The 21,297-nt window shown below is 72.1% G+C and carries 16 protein-coding genes, 1 tRNA gene and 2 pseudogenes; 13 read left to right on the top strand and 6 right to left on the bottom strand.

The features are described from left to right. Positions 1-58: 58 nt before the first annotated feature. Together ACXJMZ_RS04530 and ACXJMZ_RS04525 are read right to left on the bottom strand one after the other, a co-directional pair. Positions 59-799 (bottom strand): TetR family transcriptional regulator, encoded by a 741-nt coding sequence (locus ACXJMZ_RS04530; RefSeq protein WP_457028678.1) that lies wholly within the window; start codon positions 797-799, stop codon positions 59-61. Next, positions 796-1,758, bottom strand: a complete 963-nt coding sequence (locus ACXJMZ_RS04525) for an acyl-CoA desaturase (protein WP_457028677.1) — start codon at positions 1,756-1,758, stop codon at positions 796-798. The genes ACXJMZ_RS04530 and ACXJMZ_RS04525 overlap by 4 nt, the downstream gene beginning before the upstream one ends. Positions 1,759-1,939: 181 nt before the next feature. Between ACXJMZ_RS04525 and ACXJMZ_RS04520 the strand changes: the two genes are divergently transcribed. The 5 genes and pseudogenes from ACXJMZ_RS04520 (at position 1,940) to pth (ending at position 6,258) form a co-directional block, all read left to right on the top strand. Continuing rightward, a tRNA-Gln gene (locus ACXJMZ_RS04520) sits at positions 1,940-2,010 on the top strand. A gap of 149 nt (positions 2,011-2,159) precedes the next feature. Next, entirely contained in the window at positions 2,160-3,602 is a 1,443-nt protein-coding gene (glmU, locus tag ACXJMZ_RS04515; RefSeq protein ID WP_457028676.1) for a bifunctional UDP-N-acetylglucosamine diphosphorylase/glucosamine-1-phosphate N-acetyltransferase GlmU, read from the top strand. Between the two features lie 202 nt (positions 3,603-3,804). After that, positions 3,805-4,764 (top strand): annotated as a pseudogene (locus ACXJMZ_RS04510) (ribose-phosphate diphosphokinase); the annotation flags it as partial. A gap of 232 nt (positions 4,765-4,996) precedes the next feature. After that, positions 4,997-5,581 (top strand): 50S ribosomal protein L25/general stress protein Ctc, encoded by a 585-nt coding sequence (locus ACXJMZ_RS04505; protein ID WP_457028675.1) that lies wholly within the window; start codon positions 4,997-4,999, stop codon positions 5,579-5,581. Between the two features lie 101 nt (positions 5,582-5,682). Next, positions 5,683-6,258, top strand: coding sequence for an aminoacyl-tRNA hydrolase (gene pth / locus ACXJMZ_RS04500; protein WP_457028674.1), 576 nt, complete (start codon positions 5,683-5,685; stop codon positions 6,256-6,258). Positions 6,259-6,646: 388 nt separating this feature from the next. Here pth and ppc read toward each other — a convergent pair whose 3' ends face one another. Further along, positions 6,647-9,442: a phosphoenolpyruvate carboxylase gene (gene ppc, locus ACXJMZ_RS04495; RefSeq protein ID WP_457028673.1), complete on the bottom strand. Its 2,796-nt coding sequence runs from the start codon at positions 9,440-9,442 to the stop codon at positions 6,647-6,649. A 221-nt stretch (positions 9,443-9,663) separates the two neighbouring features. On the opposite strand from ppc, the gene ACXJMZ_RS04490 reads away from it, so the two are divergent. Further along, on the top strand, positions 9,664-10,938 hold the full coding sequence (locus ACXJMZ_RS04490) for a sensor histidine kinase (protein WP_457028672.1): 1,275 nt from the start codon (positions 9,664-9,666) through the stop codon (positions 10,936-10,938). On the opposite strand, the gene ACXJMZ_RS04485 is transcribed toward ACXJMZ_RS04490, so the two are convergent. From ACXJMZ_RS04485 to ACXJMZ_RS04475, 3 genes are all read right to left on the bottom strand, one after another. Then, complete coding sequence (locus tag ACXJMZ_RS04485; protein WP_457028671.1) at positions 10,850-11,947, bottom strand: acyltransferase family protein; 1,098 nt, start codon at positions 11,945-11,947, stop codon at positions 10,850-10,852. The two genes, ACXJMZ_RS04490 and ACXJMZ_RS04485, sit on opposite strands and share 89 nt — an antisense overlap. Before the next feature lie 118 nt (positions 11,948-12,065). Then, positions 12,066-12,578 (bottom strand): SUKH-3 domain-containing protein, encoded by a 513-nt coding sequence (locus tag ACXJMZ_RS04480; protein WP_457028743.1) that lies wholly within the window; start codon positions 12,576-12,578, stop codon positions 12,066-12,068. Positions 12,579-12,592: 14 nt separating this feature from the next. After that, on the bottom strand, positions 12,593-13,054 hold the full coding sequence (locus ACXJMZ_RS04475) for a YwqJ-related putative deaminase (RefSeq protein WP_457028670.1): 462 nt from the start codon (positions 13,052-13,054) through the stop codon (positions 12,593-12,595). 363 nt (positions 13,055-13,417) lie between these two features. On the opposite strand from ACXJMZ_RS04475, the gene ACXJMZ_RS04470 reads away from it, so the two are divergent. The 7 genes and pseudogenes from ACXJMZ_RS04470 to ACXJMZ_RS04440 all read left to right on the top strand — a co-directional run. Continuing rightward, complete coding sequence (locus ACXJMZ_RS04470; protein WP_457028669.1) at positions 13,418-14,578, top strand: Gfo/Idh/MocA family protein; 1,161 nt, start codon at positions 13,418-13,420, stop codon at positions 14,576-14,578. Further along, the gene (locus ACXJMZ_RS04465; protein WP_457028668.1) at positions 14,575-15,552 is read left to right on the top strand and encodes an NAD-dependent epimerase/dehydratase family protein; all 978 of its coding nucleotides are present in this window, start codon (positions 14,575-14,577) and stop codon (positions 15,550-15,552) included. The genes ACXJMZ_RS04470 and ACXJMZ_RS04465 overlap by 4 nt, the downstream gene beginning before the upstream one ends. 53 nt (positions 15,553-15,605) lie before the next feature. Further along, the gene (locus ACXJMZ_RS04460) at positions 15,606-16,718 is read left to right on the top strand and encodes a DegT/DnrJ/EryC1/StrS family aminotransferase (protein ID WP_457028667.1); all 1,113 of its coding nucleotides are present in this window, start codon (positions 15,606-15,608) and stop codon (positions 16,716-16,718) included. Further along, positions 16,715-18,196 (top strand): MBL fold metallo-hydrolase, encoded by a 1,482-nt coding sequence (locus tag ACXJMZ_RS04455; RefSeq protein ID WP_457028666.1) that lies wholly within the window; start codon positions 16,715-16,717, stop codon positions 18,194-18,196. The genes ACXJMZ_RS04460 and ACXJMZ_RS04455 overlap by 4 nt, the downstream gene beginning before the upstream one ends. Further along, positions 18,193-19,302, top strand: a complete 1,110-nt coding sequence (locus ACXJMZ_RS04450) for a DegT/DnrJ/EryC1/StrS family aminotransferase (RefSeq protein WP_457028665.1) — start codon at positions 18,193-18,195, stop codon at positions 19,300-19,302. Before ACXJMZ_RS04455 ends, ACXJMZ_RS04450 begins: the two co-directional genes overlap by 4 nt. Before the next feature lie 275 nt (positions 19,303-19,577). Beyond that, the gene (locus tag ACXJMZ_RS04445) at positions 19,578-20,606 is read left to right on the top strand and encodes an SMI1/KNR4 family protein (protein WP_457028664.1); all 1,029 of its coding nucleotides are present in this window, start codon (positions 19,578-19,580) and stop codon (positions 20,604-20,606) included. Next, positions 20,603-21,297: pseudogene (locus ACXJMZ_RS04440) on the top strand (SUKH-4 family immunity protein); the annotation flags it as partial. The gene ACXJMZ_RS04445 and the pseudogene ACXJMZ_RS04440, both read left to right, overlap by 4 nt.

Here is a 21,297-nt window from a genome sequence, read left to right as displayed (position 1 = left end):
GCCTCTTGACGTCAAGACTTCCTCGGTGAACACCATGGGCACAGCTGCCACGACGAAATCAGAGCTGCCGGTCGCCGACCAGCTTGGGGTGCCGCTCCATCCCCTCCAGGCCGTGCCAGGCCAGGTTCACCAGGTGGGCGGCCACCTCGGCCTTGCCCGGACGGCGGACCTCCAGCCACCACTGGCCGGTGAGCGCGACCATGCCGACCAGCATCTGCGAGTACATCGGCGCCAGCCGGGCGTCGAAGCCGCGGGACTTGAACTCCAGGCCGAGGATGTCCTCGACCTGGGTGGCGATGTCGCTGATCAGCGAGGCGAAGCTGCCGGTGGACTGGGCCACCGGGGAGTCCCGGACCAGGATCTTGAAGCCGTCGGTCGAGGTGTCGATGTAGTCCATCAGCGCGAAGGCGGCCTGCTCCAGCAGCTCGCGGGAGTGCCCGCCGGTGAGCGCGCCGGTGACCATGTCGAGGAGGAGCTGCATCTCCCGGTCGACCACGACCGCGTACAGCCCCTCCTTGCCCCCGAAGTGCTCGTAGACCACCGGCTTGGAGACGCCCGCCCGTTCGGCGATCTCCTCCACCGAGGTGCCGTCGTAGCCACGCTCGGCGAAGACCGTCCGGCCGATGTCCAGCAACTGCTCTCTGCGCTGCTTGCCGGTCATCCTGACCCGGCCGGGCTTGCTGGGGCGGGCGGGAGCAGCGGACCGGGTACGGGCGGTCTCCGCTCGTGTGGTCCGGCCGTCCGTGGTGTCTCCGTTGCTCCCGTTCACCCTTACATCATGCTGCAGGCGTCGGGTCATGCGGTGCGGCGGGCGGCGATCCGCTCCGCGTCCGGCCACCGCACATCCTTCGCCCAGCCCGCCTGTTCGAACCAGCGGATCAGCCTGGCGGAGGAGTCGATCTGGCCGCGCAGCACGCCGTGCCGGGCCGAGGTGGGGTCGGCGTGGTGCAGGTTGTGCCAGGACTCGCCGCAGGACAGCACCGCCAGCCACCAGACGTTGCCGGACTTGTCACGGGACTTGAACGGCCGGGAGCCGATCGCGTGGCAGATCGAGTTGATCGACCAGGTGACGTGGTGCAGCAGCGCGACCCGGACCAGCGAGCCCCAGAAGAAGGCGGTCAGCGCGCCCTGCCAGGACATCGAGACCAGACCGCCGACCAGCGGCGGGATCAGCATCGAGACCAGGGTCCAGAGCCAGAACAGCCGGGAGACCATCCTTATGGTCGGGTCGTTCACCAGGTCGGGCGCGTACTTGAGCTGCGGGGTCTGCTCCTCGTCGAAGAGCCAGCCGAGGTGGGCCCACCAGAGGCCCTTGAGCAGCGCGGGCACCGACTCGCCGTAGCGCCACGGCGAGTGCGGGTCGCCGTCCTTGTCGCTGAACTGGTGGTGCTTGCGGTGGTCGGCCACCCAGCGCACCACCGGGCCCTCGATCGCCAGGCTGCCGGCGATCGCCATCGCGATCACCAGCGGGCGCTTGGCCTTGAACGAGCCGTGCGTGAAGTAGCGGTGGAAGCCGACGGTGATGCCGTGACAGGCGACGAAGTACATCACCGTGGCGATCGCCAGGTCGGTCCAGCCGAGGCCCCAGCCCCAGGCCACCGGCACGACGGCCAGCAGGGCCAGGAAGGGCACACCGATGAAGAGGCCGAGCGTGATCCGCTCGGCGAGGCCCTGCTGCTCGCCACCTCGGGTGGCGGAGAGCTGGGTGGCGGCGATGGCATCGGCCTCGGGAGGGGCTTCGCTGGCCTGGATCGTCATGGGGGTCCTTGAGGGAAGGGGCTACCTACGTAGCCGTAACTTACGGCATCGTAAGTTCTGCCGCCCCGGTTGGGAAGACGTGTCGTGGGCCCCTAGGGGCCCCTCAAGGTGGTGGATGTACGGGCCCTTACCCCGTAGGCTGTGGACCGCATTGCCGGGCGACCGGCGTGCGGCAGCTCCTTCCCGGATCGTCTAAGGGCAGGACAGCTGGTTTTGGTCCAGCTTATGGGGGTTCGAATCCTCCTCCGGGAGCATCCACGACAGCCCCCGGACCGCAGCAGCGGTCCGGGGGCTGCTCGCTGTCCGGGCTAAGCTCTGGGCAGCCCCGGAGTGCGGCCGTGCGGAGCGCCGACCCAGGGCGCCCACCCCTCTTCCTGCGCCGAACCCGAGGAGCCTCCCGCGTGAGTGCCAACAACCCTGCTGCCGTGATCGTGCTCGCCGCCGGCGGCGGGACTCGGATGAAGTCCAAGCGCCTGCCCAAGGTGCTGCACCCGATCTGCGGTCGCACCCTGGTCGGCCACGCGGTGGCCGCCGCCCAGGAGTTGACGCCGGATCGGCTGCTGGTGGTGGTCGGCCACCAGCGTGAGCTGGTGCAGGCCCATCTGGCGGAGTACTACCCCGGCGTGCGGACGGCCGTGCAGCTGGAGCAGAAGGGCACCGGCCATGCGGTGCGCACCGCGCTGGCGGCGCTGGCCGCCGAGGGCGAGGAGCCGAACGGCACCGTGGTGATCACCACCGGCGACGCCCCGCTGCTGACCGGCGGCACGCTGGCCGCGCTGGTCGCCTCGCACGCCGAGCAGGGCAACGGCGTCACCGTGCTGACCGCCGTGGTGCCGGACTCCACCGGCTACGGCCGGATCCTGCGGGACGGCGCGGACGCGGTCGCGGCGATCGTCGAGGAGAAGGACGCCACCGCCGAGCAGCGCGCGATCACCGAGATCAACTCCGGGGTCTTCGCCTTCGACGCCAAGCTGCTGGCCGAGGCGCTGGCGAAGGTCACCACCGACAACTCGCAGGGCGAGGAGTACCTCACCGACACCCTCGGCATCCTCCGGACCGCGGGCCACCGGGTGGGCGCCGTGGTGGCCGCCGACTACCGGGACATCCTGGGCATCAACGACCGGGTCCAGCTGGCCGAGGCCCGCCGGATCCTGAACTCCCGGCTGACCGAGCGGGCCATGCGCGAGGGCGTCACCGTGGTCGACCCCGCCACCACCTGGATCGACGTCCAGGTCACCTACGAGCCGGACGCGGTGCTGCTGCCGAACACCCAGCTGCACGGCGCCACCCACTTGGGCGAGGGCTGCCAGGTCGGTCCGAACTCGACCCTGACCGACACCCTGGTCGGTGCGGGCGCGACTGTGAGCAACACCACGGCGATCGGCGCCGAGATCGGCGAGCAGGCCGGCGTCGGCCCGTACGCCTACCTGCGCCCGGGCGCCAAGCTGGCCCGCAAGGCCAAGGTCGGCACGTACGTGGAGATCAAGAACTCCGAGCTCGGCGAGGGCGCCAAGGTGCCGCACCTCTCGTACATCGGCGACGCCACCATCGGTGAGCACACCAACATCGGCGCGGCCTCCGTGACGGTGAACTACGACGGTGTGAACAAGTACCGGACCACCATCGGGGCCCACTGCCGCACGGGTTCGGACAACATGTTCATCGCCCCGGTGACGGTCGGGGACGGCGCCTACACGGCGGCCGGATCGGTGATCATCAGCGATGTGCCGGCCGGTGCGCTCGGGGTCGCCCGGGCCCAGCAGCGCAACATCCAGGGCTGGGTGGAGCGCAAGCGCCCCGGCACCGACTCGGCGCGTGCGGCGGCCGAGGCGAACGAGGTCTGAGTGGTCCCGTGGGGATCTTGGGGAGTGGGCCCGGGGCGGACGCTTCACGGCCCAGCGCGTAACCTGGAGTACATACGTGCGCCACTGGGCTCCCTGGCCCGTGTCTGGGCGTACCCCCCATCCCCGTTGACCACCGATCCCGGCTGAGCCGGGGTGCGGCGCGGCGGGTTCATGTACGTCAGGAACATGAGGAGACGGTGCAGTGAGCATCACGACGTCGGGTGAGAAGAAGCTCAAACTCTTCTCCGGCCGGGCCCACCCCGAGCTGGCGACCGAGGTGGCCGCGGCGCTCGGGACGGAGCTGGTGCCCACCAAGGCGCTGGACTTTGCCAACGGTGAGATCTACGTCCGGTTCCTGGACTCCGCCCGTGGCGCGGACTGCTTCGTGATGCAGAGCCACACGGCTCCGATCAACCAGTGGATCATGGAACAGCTCATCATGATCGACGCGTTGAAGCGGGCCTCGGCCCGCAGCATCACGGCGATCCTGCCGTTCTACGGCTACGCCCGCCAGGACAAGAAGCACCTGGGCCGCGAGCCCATCTCGGCCCGGCTGGTGGCCGACCTGTTGGCCGCGGCCGGCGCCGACCGGATCATGGCGGTGGATCTGCACACCGCGCAGATCCAGGGCTTCTTCTCCGGCCCGGTGGACCACCTGTTCGCGCTGCCGCTGCTGGCGGACTACGTGGGCCGCAAGGTCGACCGGTCGAAGCTGACCATCGTCTCGCCGGACGCCGGCCGGGTGAAGGTCGCCGACCAGTGGTCGGACCGGCTCGGTGCGCCGCTGGCGATCATCCACAAGCGCCGGGACATGACCCAGGCGAACACCATCCTGTCCGCCGAGGTGGTCGGCGACGTCAAGGGCCGGGTCTGCGTCCTGGTCGACGACATGATCGACACGGCCGGCACCATCTGCGCCGCCGCCGACGCGCTGTTCGACAACGGTGCCGCCGACGTCATCGTGGCCGCCACCCACGGCGTGCTGTCCGGCCCGGCCGCCGACCGGCTGAAGAACTCCCGGGTCAGCGAGTTCGTGTTCACCAACACCCTGCCGACCCCGCAGGAGCTCCAGCTGGACAAGGTGACCACGCTCTCGATCGCCCCGTCGATCGCCGCCGCGATCCGCGAGGTCTTCGAGGACGGCTCGGTCACCAGCCTCTTCTGGTGCTCCGCTGAGCGCCAGGGGCCGATTTCGTGGTTGACGAGGCGTGCGGTTAGACTCGTGAGACTGCTCGGCGAGGGATGCTGTGCGCCCATTCGGTGCCGTCTCCGTGATCGACGCGCTGCTGAGATTCATTCAGCCGTCGTCTGCCGCCGAGCGAACCCCCAGGTATTTGAGGGTGTGGCTTCGGCGGTTTTCGCTTGTCTGCACCCGTTCTCTCAGAGGAGCAGACGTGTCCGAGATCCGCCTTGCCGCCGAGTCCCGCACCGAGTTCGGCAAGGGTGCCGCCCGTCGCGCCCGTCGCGCCGGCCACGTTCCCGGTGTCGTCTACGGTCACGGCCTCGCCCCGGTTCACCTGAACCTGCCGAGCCACGCGCTGATGATGGCGCTCAAGACCCCGAACGCCCTGCTGGTCGTTCCGATCGAGGGCAAGGACGAGTACGTCCTGCCGAAGGCCATCCAGCGTGACGCCATCAAGCGCACCATCGAGCACGTCGACCTGCTGCTGGTGAAGCGCGGCGAGAAGGTCACCGTCGAGATCCCGGTCCTCACCGAGGGCGAGCTCGCCGCCGGTGGCAACCTGCTCGAGCACGTGCTGAACTCCCTCCCGGTCGAGGCCGAGGCCACCCACCTGCCCGAGTCGGTCACCGTCTCGATCCAGGGCCTGGAGGCCGGTGCCTCCGTCCTCGCCGGCGACATCACCCTGCCGGCCGGCACCACGCTGGCCGTCGAGGCCGACACCGTCGTGCTCCAGGTCATCGGCGCCCAGGCCTCGCAGGCCGACGCCGACGCCGAGGCCGCCGCCGCCGAGGCCTGAGCCTCACCCGCTGCCTGACCGCTGCCCCGGCCGCTCCGTTCGGAGTGACCGGGGCAGCGGTGTGTCCGGGATGATGGCTGTATCCGAAGAAGGAGCGGTACATGAACGACTACGACGGTCCGTGGCTGGTCGTCGGCCTCGGTAACCCGGGCGACGAGTACGCCCGGAACCGGCACAACATCGGCTTCATGGTGGTGGACCTGCTGGCCCAGCGGATCGGTGCCAGGTTCAAGACCCACAAGAGCCGGTCCCAGATCGCCGAGGGCCGGATCAGCGGGCAGCGGGTGGTGCTGGCCAAGCCGATGACCTTCATGAACCTCTCCGGCGGCCCGACCACCGCGCTGCGCGACTTCTACAAGGCGCCCACCTCGGCGATCGTCGCCGTGCACGACGAGCTGGACCTCGACTACGCGGCCCTGCGGCTCAAGCTCGGTGGCGGCGACAACGGCCACAACGGTCTGAAGTCGATCACCAAGTCGCTCGGCCCCGACTACCACCGGCTGCGCTGCGGGATCGGCCGCCCGCCCGGCCGGATGGACGTCGCGGACTTCGTGCTCAAGGACTTCTCCTCGACCGAGCGCAAGGAGCTCGACTGGTTCGTGGACCGCTCGGCCGACGCGGTGGAGGCGCTGCTGGCCGAGGGCCTGGAGCGGGCCCAGGGCACGTACAACTCCTGACGGTCCGTCAAGATACCGCGCTGGGTTTGCACAACGGTCGTACAACGCTTGCTTGATCGTTCCTCAATCCGTGTGGGAACGACCGGTCCGATCGGATACCGTCAGCCCGTAACGCAGGGTTGAGGGGTTGGATCTGGGGGTAGGGACCGTGATTCGGTCACAGCGCGTCCGTGTCGGACGTGTGCTGGGTGGTACGACGCTGATGCTCGCGGTCTCGGCGTTCGGGGTGACGGCCGCGCAGGCGGCCGACCCGACGGTGCGGCCCGCCGTGACGCCGGAGCCGGCGGCTGCGCAGTTCCCTGCCCCGGTGGCCGGTGAGCTGGGCACCTCGTCCGGGCTGTACGCCGTGGGCGGTCTTGCGGACCGCCCCTCCTCATGTCTTCCGGGGTCAGCCGGTGTTGCGCAGACCGGCCGCGATGCCGTTGACGGTCAGCAGCAGGGCCCGGGCCCGCAGCGGGTCCTCGGCGCCGCCCTGGGCGATCTGCTCGCGCTGGCGGCGGAGCAGGGCGACCTGGAGGTAGGAGATCGGGTCGAGGTAGGCGTCGCGGACCGTGAAGGTCTGCTTCAACACCTCGTTGTGCTCCAGGAGTTCGCTCTCGCCTGTGAGCCGGAGCACCTCCTTCAGGGTCAGGTCGTGCTCGGCCACGATCTGGTCGAAGACGTGGTGCAGCTCGGCCGGGACCAGCTGCTCGACGTAGTGCCGGGCGATCCGCAGGTCGGTCTTGGCCAGCGTCATCGCGACGTTGGAGAGGAAGTTCTGGAAGAAGTGCCACTGGCCGTGCATCTCGGCCAGCACGTCACCCAGACCGACCTCGCGGGCCGCCGCCAGGCCGGAGCCGACGCCGTACCAGCCGGGCACGATCTGCCGGGACTGGGTCCAGCCGAACACCCACGGGATGGCCCGCAGGCCGTCCAGACCGGCGCCGGAGTCCGGGCGGCGGGACGGGCGGGAGCCCAGGTGAAGCGAGGCCAGCTGGTCGACCGGGGTGGCCGCGAAGAAGTACTTCGGCAGGTCCTCCTGCTCGACCAGCGCGCGGTAGGAGGTGTGCGCGGCCTCGGAGACCTGGTCCATCACCTGGTCCCAGCGGGCCAGCTCCTCGGGCGCCTGGCGCGGGGCGGTGTGCAGCGCGGAGGCGGCCAGCGTGGCCGACAGGGTCAGCTCCAGGTTCTCCCGGGCCAGCGAGGGCAGCAGGTACTTGTCCGAGATCACCTCGCCCTGCTCGGTGACCTTGATCTCGCCCTCCAGGGTGCCCCAGGGCTGGGCCAGGATCGCCTCGTGCGAGGGGCCGCCACCGCGGCCGACGGTGCCGCCGCGGCCGTGGAACAGCCGCAGCCGGATGCCGTACCGGTGGGCCACGTCGCGCAGCCGGCGCTGGGCCCGGTGGATCTCCCACTGCGAGGTGGTGATGCCGCCGAACTTGGACGAGTCCGAGTAGCCGAGCATCACCTCCTGGATGTCGCCGCGGAGCGAGACCAGCAGGCGGTAGGACGGGTCGGAGAGCATCTCGTCCAGGATGCGGTCGGCTTCCTGGAGTTCGTCGGTGGTCTCCAGGAGGGGGACGATGCCGATGGTGGCGATCCCGGCGTGCAGGTCGATCAGACCGGCCTCGCGGGCCAGCACGGTGGCCGCGAAGACGTCGTCCGCGCCCTGGCACATCGAGATGATGTAGCTCTCGACGATCTCGTCGCCGAACCGGTCGAAGCCCTCCCGGATGGTGTTGAAGACACCGAGCGTCTTGGTGCCCGCCGCGTCCAGCGGGGCCGGGGTGGGCGCCAGCGGGCGGCGCGAGCGCAGCTCCTTGGCGAGCAGCTTCTGCCGGTACTCGCGCGGCATGTCCGCGTAGCGCCAGGCCTCCTCGCCGAGCCGGTCGAACAGCTGGCCGAGCGCGTGGTGGTGCGCCTCGGCGTGCTCGCGGACGTCCATGGTGGCGAGCTGGAGGCCGAACGCCTCCACGGTACGGATCGCCCGGGCGAGTCGGCCGTCGGCGATCAGCCCGCCCCGGTGGGCGCGCAGCGAGTCCTGAATGAGCTTCAGATCGGCGACCAGCTCGCGGGTGCCCAGGTAGTCCCGGCCGGGGACGTGCGGGGTGCCGGCGGCGAGCCGCTCGCGGGTGTTCTCCAGCTTGAGCCGGACGCAGGTGGCCTTGAGCCGGTACGGCTCCTCGGCGTTCATCCGCTTGTAGCGCGGGCTCAGCTCGGGCAGCAGCTTGAGGTCGGCGTCCAGCGAGGCGAGCAGCTCCTCCGAGGCACCGGCCAGGCGGACCGAGGTGGAGAGCGAGTTGCGCAGGTCGTCGACGGCGGCCAGGGCGTCCTTGATGCCGTACTCGTGCTGCAGGTTGAGCACGTCCCAGGTGACCTGCGGGGTGACGTTCGGGTTGCCGTCCCGGTCGCCGCCGATCCAGGTGCCGAAGGTCAGCGGGCGGACGCCCTCGGGCAGGCTCAGCCCGACCCGGGCCAGCTCCTCGTGCAGCTCCTCCAGCACCTCGGGGACGGCCTCGCGGTACAGCTCGTCCAGGTAGTAGACGGCGTTGCGGGCCTCGTCGGTGGGCTCCGGACGGGCGATCCGCAGCTCGTCGGTCTGCCAGAGCAGGTCGATCACCTCGGCCAGGCGGCGGTCGGCCTGACGCTTCGCCGAGGAGTGCCGGACCGGGTCGGTGGTGGAGAGACCCGAGGCGGCGTGCTCGCGGTGGATCCGCTCCAGCAGCTCGCCGATCCGGCGCAGCTTGTTGAGGACGCTGCGGCGGGCGGCCTCGGTCGGGTGCGCGGTGAAGACCGGACGGACCGCCAGATGCGCCAGCGTGTCGGCCAGGTGCTTCGGGTCGGCCTCGGCCAGCTGGTCGGCGGTCTGCGCCAGCAGCGAGCCCTCCTTGGCCCGGCGGGTGGCGAACTCGCGGCCGCGGTGCACCTGCTCGGTGACGTTCGCCAGGTGGAAGTAGGTGGAGAAGGCCCGGACCAGCTTGGCCGCCGTCTCCAGGTCGATCCCGGAGAGCAGCTCGGCGGTCGCCTCGCCGTCGGTGCGGCTCAGCAGACGGACCTGCTCGACCAGGCCGAGCAGCTCGGCGCCCTCCTGGCGGACCAGGGTCTCGCCGAGCAGGTCGCCGAGACGGCGGATGTCCGCGCGGAGCGCGGCGTTGTCGGCGATCGGCGTGGGGCTCTCCGCCGGAGTGGGGACCGGAGCGGTCACGGCTGGCTCCCTGTGGTGGTGGGGTTCGGCAACGGCTCTCGCCGCCTGGGTGAAGGCGGTGTGTGCGGACCGCGCTGTCCGACGCGACCAGCATAGGTTGCACCCGGTGCCGTCCCGGTGAGGTAACCGCATCGCGGACACACGTGGCACCCCTGTCTTCTGACGCGGCTGCTGACGGCGGAGCGGCTTATCCGGTTGCCCGCTCGCATAGGCTGGCCGACATGAGCAACTCGCCGGAGGGGGGCGGGCCGGGCCGATCACTGTGGTGGTGGGAGCGGCGCCGCAGCGTGGTGCTGGATGTCGGACTGGCCGGGCTGGCCGGGCTGGAGTGTGCCCTGGGGGCGTTCTCGACGGCCCGGGTGCAGTTGGACTGGGCGTTGCCGGTCGCCGTGACGGCTGCGGTGCTGGGGGCGCTCTCGGGCGCGAGCCTGGTGGTGCGTCGCAGGTGGCCCGCCGTACCGGTGGTGGTGGCGCTGGTCTTCGTACCGGGGTCGTTCGGCGTGGTGCTGCTGATGGTGTCGCTGTACACCCTGGCGGCGACCTGGGAGTGGCCGACCAGACGGTGGCGGGTGGTGGCGCTGTCGGCGCTGGCGTTCGTCGAGACCTTGGCGGTGGTGCTGCTCTACATGTTCCTGCCGGACGGCGGGACGGTCGAGCAGCAGCAGCCGCCGGCCTGGGTGTTCGTGGTGATGGCGGTGCTGGTCTCGATCGGGCTGACGGTCCCGCCGGTGGTGACCGGGCTGTATCTGGGGGCCCGCCGCCGGTTGGTGGAGAGCCTGAAGGACCGGGCGCACGGCCTGGAGACCGAGCTGGACCTGCTGGCCGAGCAGGCACAGGAGCGGGCCCGCCGGGCCCGGCTGGAGGAGCGCACCCGGATCGCCCGCGAGATGCACGACGTGGTGGCGCACCGGGTGAGCCTGATGGTGGTTCATGCGGGGGCGCTGGAGCGGGTGATCCCGAAGGACCCGGCGAAGGCGCAGGAGAGCGCCAAGCTGATGGGCGAGGTGGGCCGGCAGGCGCTGAACGAGCTGCGCGAGATCCTCGGGGTGCTGCGGATGTCCGAGGAGGCGATGGCGCCCCCGGCCGGGCTGGCCGAGCTGACCCGGCTGGTGCAGCAGTCGGAGGCGGCCGGGATGCTGGTCACCCTGACGGTCAGTGGGGCCCGGCAGAAGTACGTGCCGGAGGCGGAGCAGACCGCGTACCGGGTGGTGCAGGAGGGGCTGACGAACGCTCACAAGCACGCCGGCGGGGCCCGGGTCTCGGTGCTGCTGGCCTTTGTGCCGAACGGTGTCCGGGTCGCGGTGCTGAACGACTGCCCGGGCGGCGGCGAGCGTGAGGCGGGTCTGCCGAGCGGGGGCAACGGGCTGCTCGGGATGCGCGAGCGGGTGCTTGCGCTGGGCGGCAGCTTCAGTGCCGGGCCGGAGCCGGACGGGGGGTTCCGGGTGGTGGCGGTACTGCCGTCCCGGCTCGCGGTACGGGACAGTCGGCTGGCGTAGGTGCCGGTTCTCTGCGGACCAGCAGCAGCCCGACCGGCGGCTGCACCAGCGGGCCGAACAGCCGGACGCTGACCGGCAGGCTGAGCAGCACCGCCAGGGCGAGCGCGAACCCGCCGTAGACCGGCAGCGCCGTCCAGGCGTGCTGCAGCGAGCGGGCGTGGTAGACGCCGCTGGCCTGCAGCACCTTGAGCGGCAGGCCGTGCAGCAGGTAGACGTACAGCGAGGCGGCGCCGAGCGAGGTCCAGCGCAGCCGGCGGGCCGGGAGCAGGGCGAGGAACGAGGCGGCGGCGACCAGTGAGAGCAGGCCGAGGGCGGCCTTGACGGCCAGCCAGACCGGGTAGCCGACGCCGAGCTGGGTGGCGGTCTCGGTGTACTCGAGCCAGGCGCTGTTCAGCAGCTCGGGGTAGGCCAGCCAGGTCGCGGCGAACGCGGCGAGCAGGCCGAGCGGCGCCAGCGTGCGGACCGTCCGGTGGCGCAGCAGCTCGAAGTGCTGCGGCCGGAGCACCAGGCCGAGCACGAACCAGGGCAGGAAGCCGAGGGTCCGGCCGAGTGCCAGTTCGGCCGGGTAGGCGTGCAGTGCGCCGGAGCCGGCCGCGACCAGTACGGCGACCGGCAGCGGGTGCCGCAGCGCGGTCCAGAGCGGCACGCTGAGCCGCCAGATCAGCAGTGACAGCAGGAACCAGGTGAGCCAGCGAGGCTCCAGCAGGCGGATCGGCCGGAGCTGCTGCTCCAGGGCCATCCCCACCAGGTTGTACAGGAGTTGGAAGACCAGGTAGGGCACCACGAGCTGGCCGATCAGCCGGCCGCCGTCCACCTGGGGACGTCCTGGCCGAGGGCGGGAGAAGTAGCCGCAGAGCACGATGAAGACCGGCATCGAGAAGGCTGCGATGGTCAGCACCACCACGCCGACCGTGCGGTTCTTCTCCAGCAGCGGCATCCAGGTGTGGGCACAGACCACCAGTGCGACCGCGGCGAACTTGGCGTTGTCGAAGAGCGGTTGGCGTTCCAACGCGAATCCCCCTGCTGTTCCCCGCGAAAGCTCCACAATCGGGCTGGGGGTCAGTGTGGACTCAACGGGCGTTCAGCGGCAGTGAATCGGCGAAAATGTCACGTGCCGACGGGTCCTGTCATACCGTCAGCGTGCTCAGCCGTTCGGGCTGCAGGCCGAGCACCAGGGCGGCCACCGCCCGGTCGACCGAACGACCCAGGTACCACTCGCCGGTGTGGTCCAGGCTGTACACCCGGCCCTCCTCGTCGACGGCCAGCAGCGCCTGGCCGTACGCCTCCTCGCCGAGCGGCGCGACCCGGCTGCCCAGCGCCCGGCCCAGGTCGGCCAGGGTGCGCGGCTGGTGCAGCCCGCAGCGCGGGTCGAGCAGGAACGGCGTCCGGGCGATCTCCCGGCCGGCTCCGGTCAGTTCGACGGCCAGCCCGCCGAACTCGGCCCAGGCCTCGATCGCGGCCGGGAAGACGGCGTGCTGGACCTCGTCCGGGGAGCCGTGCGCGACCAGCGTGTCGGCCCACTCCTCGGCCTGCCGGATCTCCCAGCGGCCAGGGTGCCAGCCGGCCTGCTTGAGCGCGGCGGCGACGTCGGCCGGGAAGCGGGGTTGGGTGCGGAGAACGGAGTTCAGTGCGGGCTCCAGTCGTACGGGGCGGGTCAGGATGCGGTCGGGCCGACTGCGACGCTGGCCACCTGGAGGTGGCCGAGCAGCGGCTCGCAGGAGCGGCAGGGCGGCGCGTGGGTGCCGTGCGCCGGGTCGCCCTCCTCGCGGATCCGGACGGTGGTCAGCCGCGAGCCCTTCAGCGCCTTGCGGGCGTCGTGCAGGGTGAGCGGCTTGCGGGCGGACCGCTTGGACCGGGTGGTGTCCACCTCGGCCAGGAACCGGGACAGCAGCTCCGCCTCGGGGCAGCGGCCGACGAACCGCTCGCGCTGCTCGGCCGGCAGCCCGGCCAGGAACTCGGCGACCAGCGGGTGCAGCTCGGGCAACAGGTCGGGCTTGTGCCCGGCCAGCGTGTGCACGGTGCCGTTCTTCAACGAGAGTGCGGCCGCGACGGCGGGGAGCAGGCTGTCCCGGAGGTGGCGCAGCGCCGGGGCGTCCGACGGCTCGGTCTGCTCCATGGGCGGCTGCTCCTCACCGGGGTCTTGACGGTCCGGACCGAGGATCCGACGGTCCGGCGGACGGGTGGTGTCCGACAGTAGGGGGCAAGCCTGCCAAACGCCGCCGACATTGCCGACGTCGGGGGCCAATCGGGTGACTGACCCGCCGTCCGTTGACCGGGCTTCACCATTCCCCCACGTTTTCCCGATTCGGCCCCCGCACGCTGACGGCAGCCGATAGCGTTCCGGCAGCAGGGCCGGGCCGACCGTCGGGGGGACGGACGCAGCAGGCCGACTGCGGGGCAGCCGACGGCGAAGGGGCCGCCGGCACCGAGCAAGGGGGGTCTTGCGATGACGTCGTCCGGAGCAGTGTCGTCCGGAGCAGTGTCCGCCGAGGCCGTGGCGCACGAGGCGCCCGGCGAGCACGTGCCCACGCCCGGGGTGCCCGAGCCCGTGGTCGCCGAGCGGATCGGCATGGCCGTGGTCGGCGCCGGGTACTGGGGGCCGAATCTGGTCCGGAACGCACAGCAGACGGCCGCCCTGCGGCTGCACTGGCTCTGCGACCTGGACGAGGCCAAGTCCCGCCGGGTGCTGGGGGAGTACAGCACCGTCAGGTCCACCACCTCGTTCGAGGAGGTGCTCGCGGACCAGCGGGTGCGGGCGGTCGCGATCGCCACCCCGGCGGCCGCGCACTACAAGCTGGTGCGGGCCGCGCTGGAGGCCGGCAAGCACGTGCTGGTGGAGAAGCCGATCACCACCTCCGCCGAGGAGGCCGCCGAGCTCTGCGAGCTGGCCGAGGCCCGCGGCCTGGTGCTGATGTGCGATCACACCTTCTGCTACACCCCGGTGGTGCGCCGGATCAGGGAGCTGGTGCACGGCGGCGAGCTGGGCGACATCCAGTTCTTCGACTCGGTGCGGATCAACCTCGGGCTGGTCCAGCCCGACGTGGACGTGCTCTGGGACCTCGCCCCGCACGACCTGTCGATCCTGGACTTCGTGCTGCCGCCGGGCGTCGAGCCGGTCGGGGTGAGCGCCCAGGGCGCCGACCCGATCGGTGCCGGGCGGGCCTGCGTGGCGTACCTGACGGTGCGGCTGAGCAACGGCGCGCTGGCGCACTGCCACGTCAACTGGCTCTCGCCCACCAAGGTCCGCACCACCATGATCGGCGGTTCCCGCCGGACCCTGGTCTGGGACGACCTCAACCCGCAGGCCCGGCTGGCCGTGCACGACCGGGGGGTGGACCTCACCCCGCCGGACGAGCTGACCGACGCGATCCGGCACCAGGCGCTGATCTCCTACCGGGTCGGCGAGATGGTCGCCCCCGCGCTGGTCGAGCAGGAGGCGCTGCGCAACGTGATGGCGGAGTTCGCCGCCGCCATCACCGAGGGCCGGGCCCCGCTCACCGACGGCCGGTCAGGACTGCGGGTGCTGCGGCTGCTGCACGCCGCCTCGCGCAGCCTCGAACTCGGCGGTGCCACCGTGCCGGTGGAGCCGACCGGCGACGTAGAACTGATCACTGCTCAGGAGAGGGCCACCGCCCGATGAACGCTGTCCCGATCGAGGGATCCCGCTGTCTGGTCACCGGTGGGGCCGGGACCATCGGCTCCACCGTGGTCGACCAACTGCTCGTGGGCGGTGCCCGCGAGGTGGTCGTGCTCGACAACTTCGTCCGGGGCCGGATGGCCAACCTGGCGTACGCCGGGTCGATCGCCGCCCCGGGGCAACTCCGGGTGGTGGACGGTGACATCAGGGACCGGGCACTGCTGCGCGAGCTGCTCGGCGAGGACACCGACCTGCTGTTCCACCTGGCCGCGATCCGGATCACCCAGTGCGCCGCCGAACCCCGGCTGGCGCTGGAGATCATGGTGGACGGCACCTTCGACGTGGTCGAGGCCGCCGCCGAGTGCGGGGTGAAGAAGGTGATCGCCTCCTCCACCGCCTCGGTCTACGGCCTGGCCGACACCTTCCCGACGCCGGAGACCCAGCACCCGTACAACAACGACACGCTGTACGGCGCGGCCAAGGTCTTCAACGAGGGCCTGCTGCGCAGCTTCCACGCGATGTCAGGGCTCGACTACGTGGCGCTGCGCTACTTCAACGTGTACGGCCCCCGGATGGACGTGCACGGCCGCTACACCGAGGTGTTCATCCGCTGGATGGAGCGGATCAACGGCGGGGAGCCGCCGCTGATCTTCGGCGACGGCGCGCAGACCATGGACTTCGTGCACACCGAGGACATCGCGCGGGCCAACCTGCTGGCCGCCGCCGCCCCGGTCACCGACCGGGTCTACAACATCGCCAGTTCCACCGAGGTCTCGCTGCGCGGTCTGGCCGACGCGCTGCTGCGCGCGATGGACTCCGAGCTGGACGTCGAGCACGGCCCGGCCCGGGGCACCGCCGGTGGCGTGGTCCGCCGGCTGGCCGACATCTCGGCCGCCGAGCGCGAGCTCGGCTGGAAGCCGGAGCTGGGCCTGGACGAGGGCCTGCGCCAGCTGGTCGCCTGGTGGCGCGAGCAGTAACCGTCCGTCCCTGCAAGGTACTTCGGAGCAGCCCTGTGTCCACCATTCCTGTCATGATCCCTTGGCTCGGCGAGGAAGAGGCCCAGGCCGCCGCCGAGGCCGTCCGCTCCGGCTGGGTGGCCCAGGGCCCCCGGGTCGCCGAGTTCGAGCGGGCCTTCGCCGAGTACCTCGGCGTGCCGCACGCCGTCGCGGTCTCCTCCTGCACCACCGCGCTGCACCTGGCGCTGATCGGCGCGGGGGTCGGCCCCGGGGACGAGGTGGTGGTGCCCTCGCTCTCCTTCGTCGCCACCGCCAACGCGGTCACCTACGTCGGCGCCGTCCCGGTCTTCGCGGACGTGGAGCTCGCCACCGGCAACCTGACCGCCGAGACCGTCGCGCCGCTGCTCACCGAGCGCACCCGGGCGGTGATCGCGGTGGACCAGGGCGGCGTGCCGGTCGACCTGACCGCGCTCGAGGCGCTGGCCGGGCCGCGCGGCATCACCGTGATCGAGGACGCCGCCTGCGGGGCCGGGTCGCTGCTGCGCGGCCGCCCGGTGGGCAGCGGGGCCGCGATCGCCGCGTACTCGTTCCACCCGCGCAAGCTGCTGACCACCGGCGAGGGCGGCATGGTGACCTGTCAGGACGGTGAACTCGCCGCCCGGCTGCGGCGGTTGCGCGAGCACGGGATGAGCGTCTCGGCCGCCGACCGGCACGCCGCGAGCGGCGGGGCCGGGGTGGTCGAGACCTACGACGAGATCGGCTACAACTACCGGATGACCGACATCCAGGCCGCGATCGGCCTGGTGCAGCTCGGCAAGCTGCCCGCGATGGTCGCCCGGCGGCGCGAACTCGCCGCCCGCTACCGGTCGTTGCTCGGCCCGCTGGGCGAGCGGCTGGTGGCCGACCCGGCGCACGGCACCGGCAACTTCCAGGCCTGCTGGCTGCTGCTGCCCGAGGACGCGCCGGACCGCACCGAGGTGCTGACCCGGCTGGCCGGGGCGGGGGTGTCCGCCCGGCGCGGCATCATGGCGGCCCATCTGGAGGCCCCGTACAAGGACGCTGCCCGGGTGCCGCTGCCCAACACCGAGCTGCTGACCGGGCGTTCGCTGATCCTGCCGCTCTTCCACACGCTCACCGAGCAGCAGCAGGACACCGTGGTCGGCGCGCTCCGGGCGATCCTCGGTTGACCGAGATCAGGCACCTCGGCCACGCGGGATTCGTGGTCGGGCACGCCGGTCTGCGCATCCTGATCGACCCCTGGTTCCACCCCGCCTTCCTGGACGCCTGGTTCCCCTACCCCGACAACCGGGCGCTGCTGCCCGAGGTGGCCGACGGCCGCTACGACTTCCTGTACGTCTCGCACACCCACGAGGACCACTTCGACGAGCGGCTGCTCGGGCAGCTCTCCCGGGACGTCACGGTGCTGGTGCCGAGGTTCCGTTCGCACGGGCTGCGCAAGCGGCTGAACCGGCTCGGCTTCGGCCGGCAGGTGCTGCTCGGCCACCGGGAGACGTACCGGCTCGGGCCCGACGCGACCGCCACCATGCTGTTGGACACCAGCCACAAGGAGGACAGCGGTCTGCTGCTCGACCTGGGCGGCTACCGCTTCCTGGACCTGAACGACTGCAACACCCCGATGTCCGAACTCCCGGACGGCATCGACCTGCTGGCCGCGCAGTACTCCGGCGCGATGTGGTACCCGAACGCCTACGACTACCCGCCCGAGGCGATGGCCGCCAAGACCGCCGCGGTCCGGGCCGACCTGCTGGACACCCTGGTCCGCAAGGTGAAGCTGACCGGCGCGCGGGCCTACCTGCCCTCGGCCGGTCCGGCCTGTTTCCTCGACCCGGAGCTGGACCGATTCAACGACCGGGTGGCCACCATCTTCCCGCAGTGGGAGGACGTCGCCGCGACCTTCGCGGATGCCTGCCCCGGCACCGAGGTGCTCCGCACCGGCCCCGGCGACCTGGTCGACTCCCCTTCCGAGCCCGGCAGTTGGGCCACCGACCCGGCGGGCTACCTGGCGGCGTACCGGGAGCGCCGCCGGGACGAGTGGGAGGGCTACCACCGGGGCCGGGCCCCGACCGTCGACCCCGCCGAGGTGGCCGAGCACTTCGCCCGGCTCCAGCGGCTGAACCGGCCGCTGCTCGCCGACTACCGGCGCGACCTGCGGCTGGAGACCGACGGCACGGTCTGCGCCCTGTCGCTCGGCGAACTGGCGCTGCGGGTCGAGCTCGAGGACGAACCGGTCGACCCCGCCTACACCATCCGGGTCCCGGCCCGGGCGCTGCGCGCGGTGCTGGACGGCCGGGCCGGCTGGGAGGAGGCGCTGCTCTCCATGCGGCTCAGCCTGCACCGTGACCCCGACGTCTTCGACCTCACCCTGCTCAGCCTGCTCCGGTACGGCCACCAGCCCGCCCAGACCCGGCAGTTGGTCCGGGAGCGGACCGCCGCCGCCGGGCAGCTGGTGGAGCGGGACGGCCTCCGGTTCCAGCGCTACTGCCCGCACGCGGGCGAGGACCTGGGCCATGCCGTGATCGCGGACGGCGTGATCGAGTGCCCCCGGCACCACTGGAAGTGGGACGCCAGGACCGGCCGCTGTCTCTCCGGCGGCTCCCTGCCGCTGCTCGTCGAACACCTCTCCCTGGAAGGGCCCGTCGGATGAACCCGATCCCGCTCGTCGACCTGCAAGCCGCCCACGCCGAGGTGGCCGAGGAGGTCAGGGCCGGTTTCGACCGGGTGCTTACCTCCGGCGCCTACATCAAGGGCCCGGACGTGACCGCCTTCGAAGCGGAGTACGCGGCCTTCTCCGGCGTCTCCCACGCGGTCGGCACCGCGAACGGCACCGACGCGATCGAGATGGCCCTGCGTGCCCTCGAACTCCCCGCCGGGGCCCGGGTGGTGCTGCCCGCCAACACCTTCGTCGCCACCGCCGAGGCCGTGGTCAGGGCCGGTCTCTACCCCGTGCTGGTGGACGTCGACCCGTACGCGCTGCTGATCGACCCGGCGCGGGCCGCCGAGGCCGCCGCCGACGCGTACCTGCCGGTGCACCTGAACGGCCAGCTCGCGCCGATGGAGCAGATCCTGGAGCTCGCCGAAGGCCGTCCGGTGATCGAGGACGGCGCCCAGTCGCAGGGTGCCACCCGGCACGGCCGCCCCTCCGGCTCCTGGGGCCTGCTCGCCGCGACCAGCTTCTACCCGGGCAAGAACCTCGGTGCCTACGGCGACGCGGGTGCCGTGGTCACCGACTCCGCCGAACTCGCGTCCCTGGTCCGGGAGATCGGCGACCACGGGTCCAGCGAGAAGTACGTCCACGAGCGCTTCGGCTTCAACTCCCGGCTGGACACCCTGCAGGCCGTGGTGCTGCGCGCCAAACTCCGCCACCTGCCCGGCTGGAACGTCGCCCGCCGGGCCGCCGCCGTCCGCTACCACCAGCTGCTGGCCGGCCTGCCCGGCCTCACTCTCCCGGTCACCCTGCCGGGCAACGAGCACGTCTGGCACCTGTACGCGGTCCGGGTGCCCCGCGGCCGCGACGAGGTGCTCGCCGCCCTGCACGCGGCCGGCATCGGCGCGGGCATCCACTACCCCGTCCCGGTCCACCTCCAGCCCGCGTTCCAGTACCTGGGCCACCCCGAGGGGAGCTTCCCGGTCACCGAACGCTCGGCCCGGGAGATCCTGACCCTCCCGCTGCACCCGCACCTGACCGCGGACCAGCAGACCTTCATCGCCGAGACCCTGGCCAAGGCCCTGCGTCGGTTGGGGGGTGGGTGAAGGAGCGGTGTTGGGGTGCGTGGCTCGGCGGTGCCGAGGAGGGAGTAGCAGCGGAGCTGCGGCGACTGACGAGAAGCCGGCGAGGTGCGTGCCCCGGCGCCGCGACGCCGCCCCCCAACCGACGCAGGGCCTGAGGCGCTGGCCAGGATCTGACGGAGCGGCAGTGGCCCCCGGGTGGTCCGCGTCCGGACAACCCGGGCCACTGCCGCTCGGGTCCCGCCGCACCCCCTAGGCTGTCTGCAGCAATCGTCGCAGCAGCCAGTGGGGGCACCCAGATGACGACAGGTCGGCCCGGTACTGCCGCCGCGCCCAACGGGGCGTACGCGGGGCAGGTGGTGCAGTTTCCCGATCCGGTCCGGGCGGGGAGGTACCCGGCCGGGGTGCGGGTGGACGAGGCGGGGCTGCCGGACTTCGGTCCCTACGCCGTGGCGGTGGCCGAGGTGGCCGATCCGCCGGACGGCTTCGGGGTGGACGAGCTGCGGCTGACCGACTACGTGTCGGCGAACGCCGCGCTGTACACCCAGGGGCACGAGCTCTGGGCCGACCAGGACACCGCCGTGGCCACACCGCCCGGCTGGACCTGGCACCACGTCAGCGGCCGGGCCGCGCCCGGCTGGCGGCGGATGGAGCTGGTCCCGGTCGAGGTCAAGGCGCTGCTGCGGCACCACGGTGGGCTGGCCCACTCCGGGGCCGACCACGGCCGCCGGGGGACCAGGCCGCTGCAGGAGCACCGCCCCGCGCACTTCCCGCTGGCGCTGGACGGCGGCGACCCGCTGGCCGTCACCGAGGACCTGGTCCAGCGCGCGGAGCAGCGGCTCGGCCACCCGCTGCCGCCCGCCTACCGGGACTTCCTCAAGCTCGCGGGCGGCCGGGCCCCGGTCGGCGTCGCGCTGGACACCGAGCTCGGACTGCTGATCGACCAGCCGTTCCTGACGCTCAGTGAGGAGTACGGCGTCCACGACCTGGTGTACGCCAACAAGTGCCTGCGCGACCACCTCACCAAGGACTACCTGGGCATCGCGTACGTCCAGGGCGGCCTGCTGGTGCTCAAGGTGCGCGGTGCGGACGCCGGTTCGGTCTGGTGCTGCCTGTACGACGACGCCCGGGACGCGGGCGACCCGGCGGAGACCCCCGAGCAGCGGGTGGCCAGGCTGCTGCTGCCGTGCGGGGCGGACTTCGACCAGTTCCTGCTCCGACTGGCGGGCAGTCCGCAGGAGTTGGAGACGGTGGCGGCGATGATGGTGGACGGCGGCTTCGTCCGCGCCGTCCCGGTGAACGGGGACGGGGTGCAGCAGGCGTGGTGACGTACGCGCAGGCGCAGGAGCTGGCCGAGGACTGGATCAACGCCGGGGTGCCGCGTTCGCAGCAACGCGAGGTCCGGGTCCGGGAGTTCGACCTGGGCTTCGTCTGCTGGGCGGAGCCGCGGACGGACGCCCCGTCGGCCGACCCCGGTTCGGCGCCGGGCCCCCGGCTGGTGATCGCCCGGGACAGCGGGGCCAGCACGCTCTGGCCCGCCCTGCCGGTCAACGAGGTGGTCAGCCGCTACGAGGCGGTCTACGGCAGCCCGACCGAACCCAACCCGGCCGGGGCGGCCAAGCCCGTGCAGGGCGCGGTGGAGGCGACCTCCTTCCTGCTCAGTCCGCCGCAGTGGCTCAAGGACGCGGGCGAGGCGGCGATCGCGGCCGAGCACGCCAGGCTCGCCCCGTCCGGCTCGGGCACCGACGGCCCGACCCTGACGAAGCAGTCCCGGCCGGAGCCCGGGGCCCCGMCCCCGCCGGTGCCCGAGCCGGCCGGTGCGACACCGGTCGCGCCGATGGCGTACCTGCCGGAGCCGGGAACGGCTGACGGTCCGTCGGCTCCGCCGCCGGCGCCTGCGGTGTTCACCGCGCCCGCAGCCTCCGGGCGCCCGGCCGGTGACGCCCCGACCATGCTCGCCCCGCCGCCGCCCGGGATGCAGGCCCCGTACGGTGGCGCGCCGGTGCCACCGGCCGGCCC

The organism is Kitasatospora sp. P5_F3 (assembly GCF_054049135.1).
This window is presented reverse-complemented; position numbering and strand designations above follow the sequence as displayed.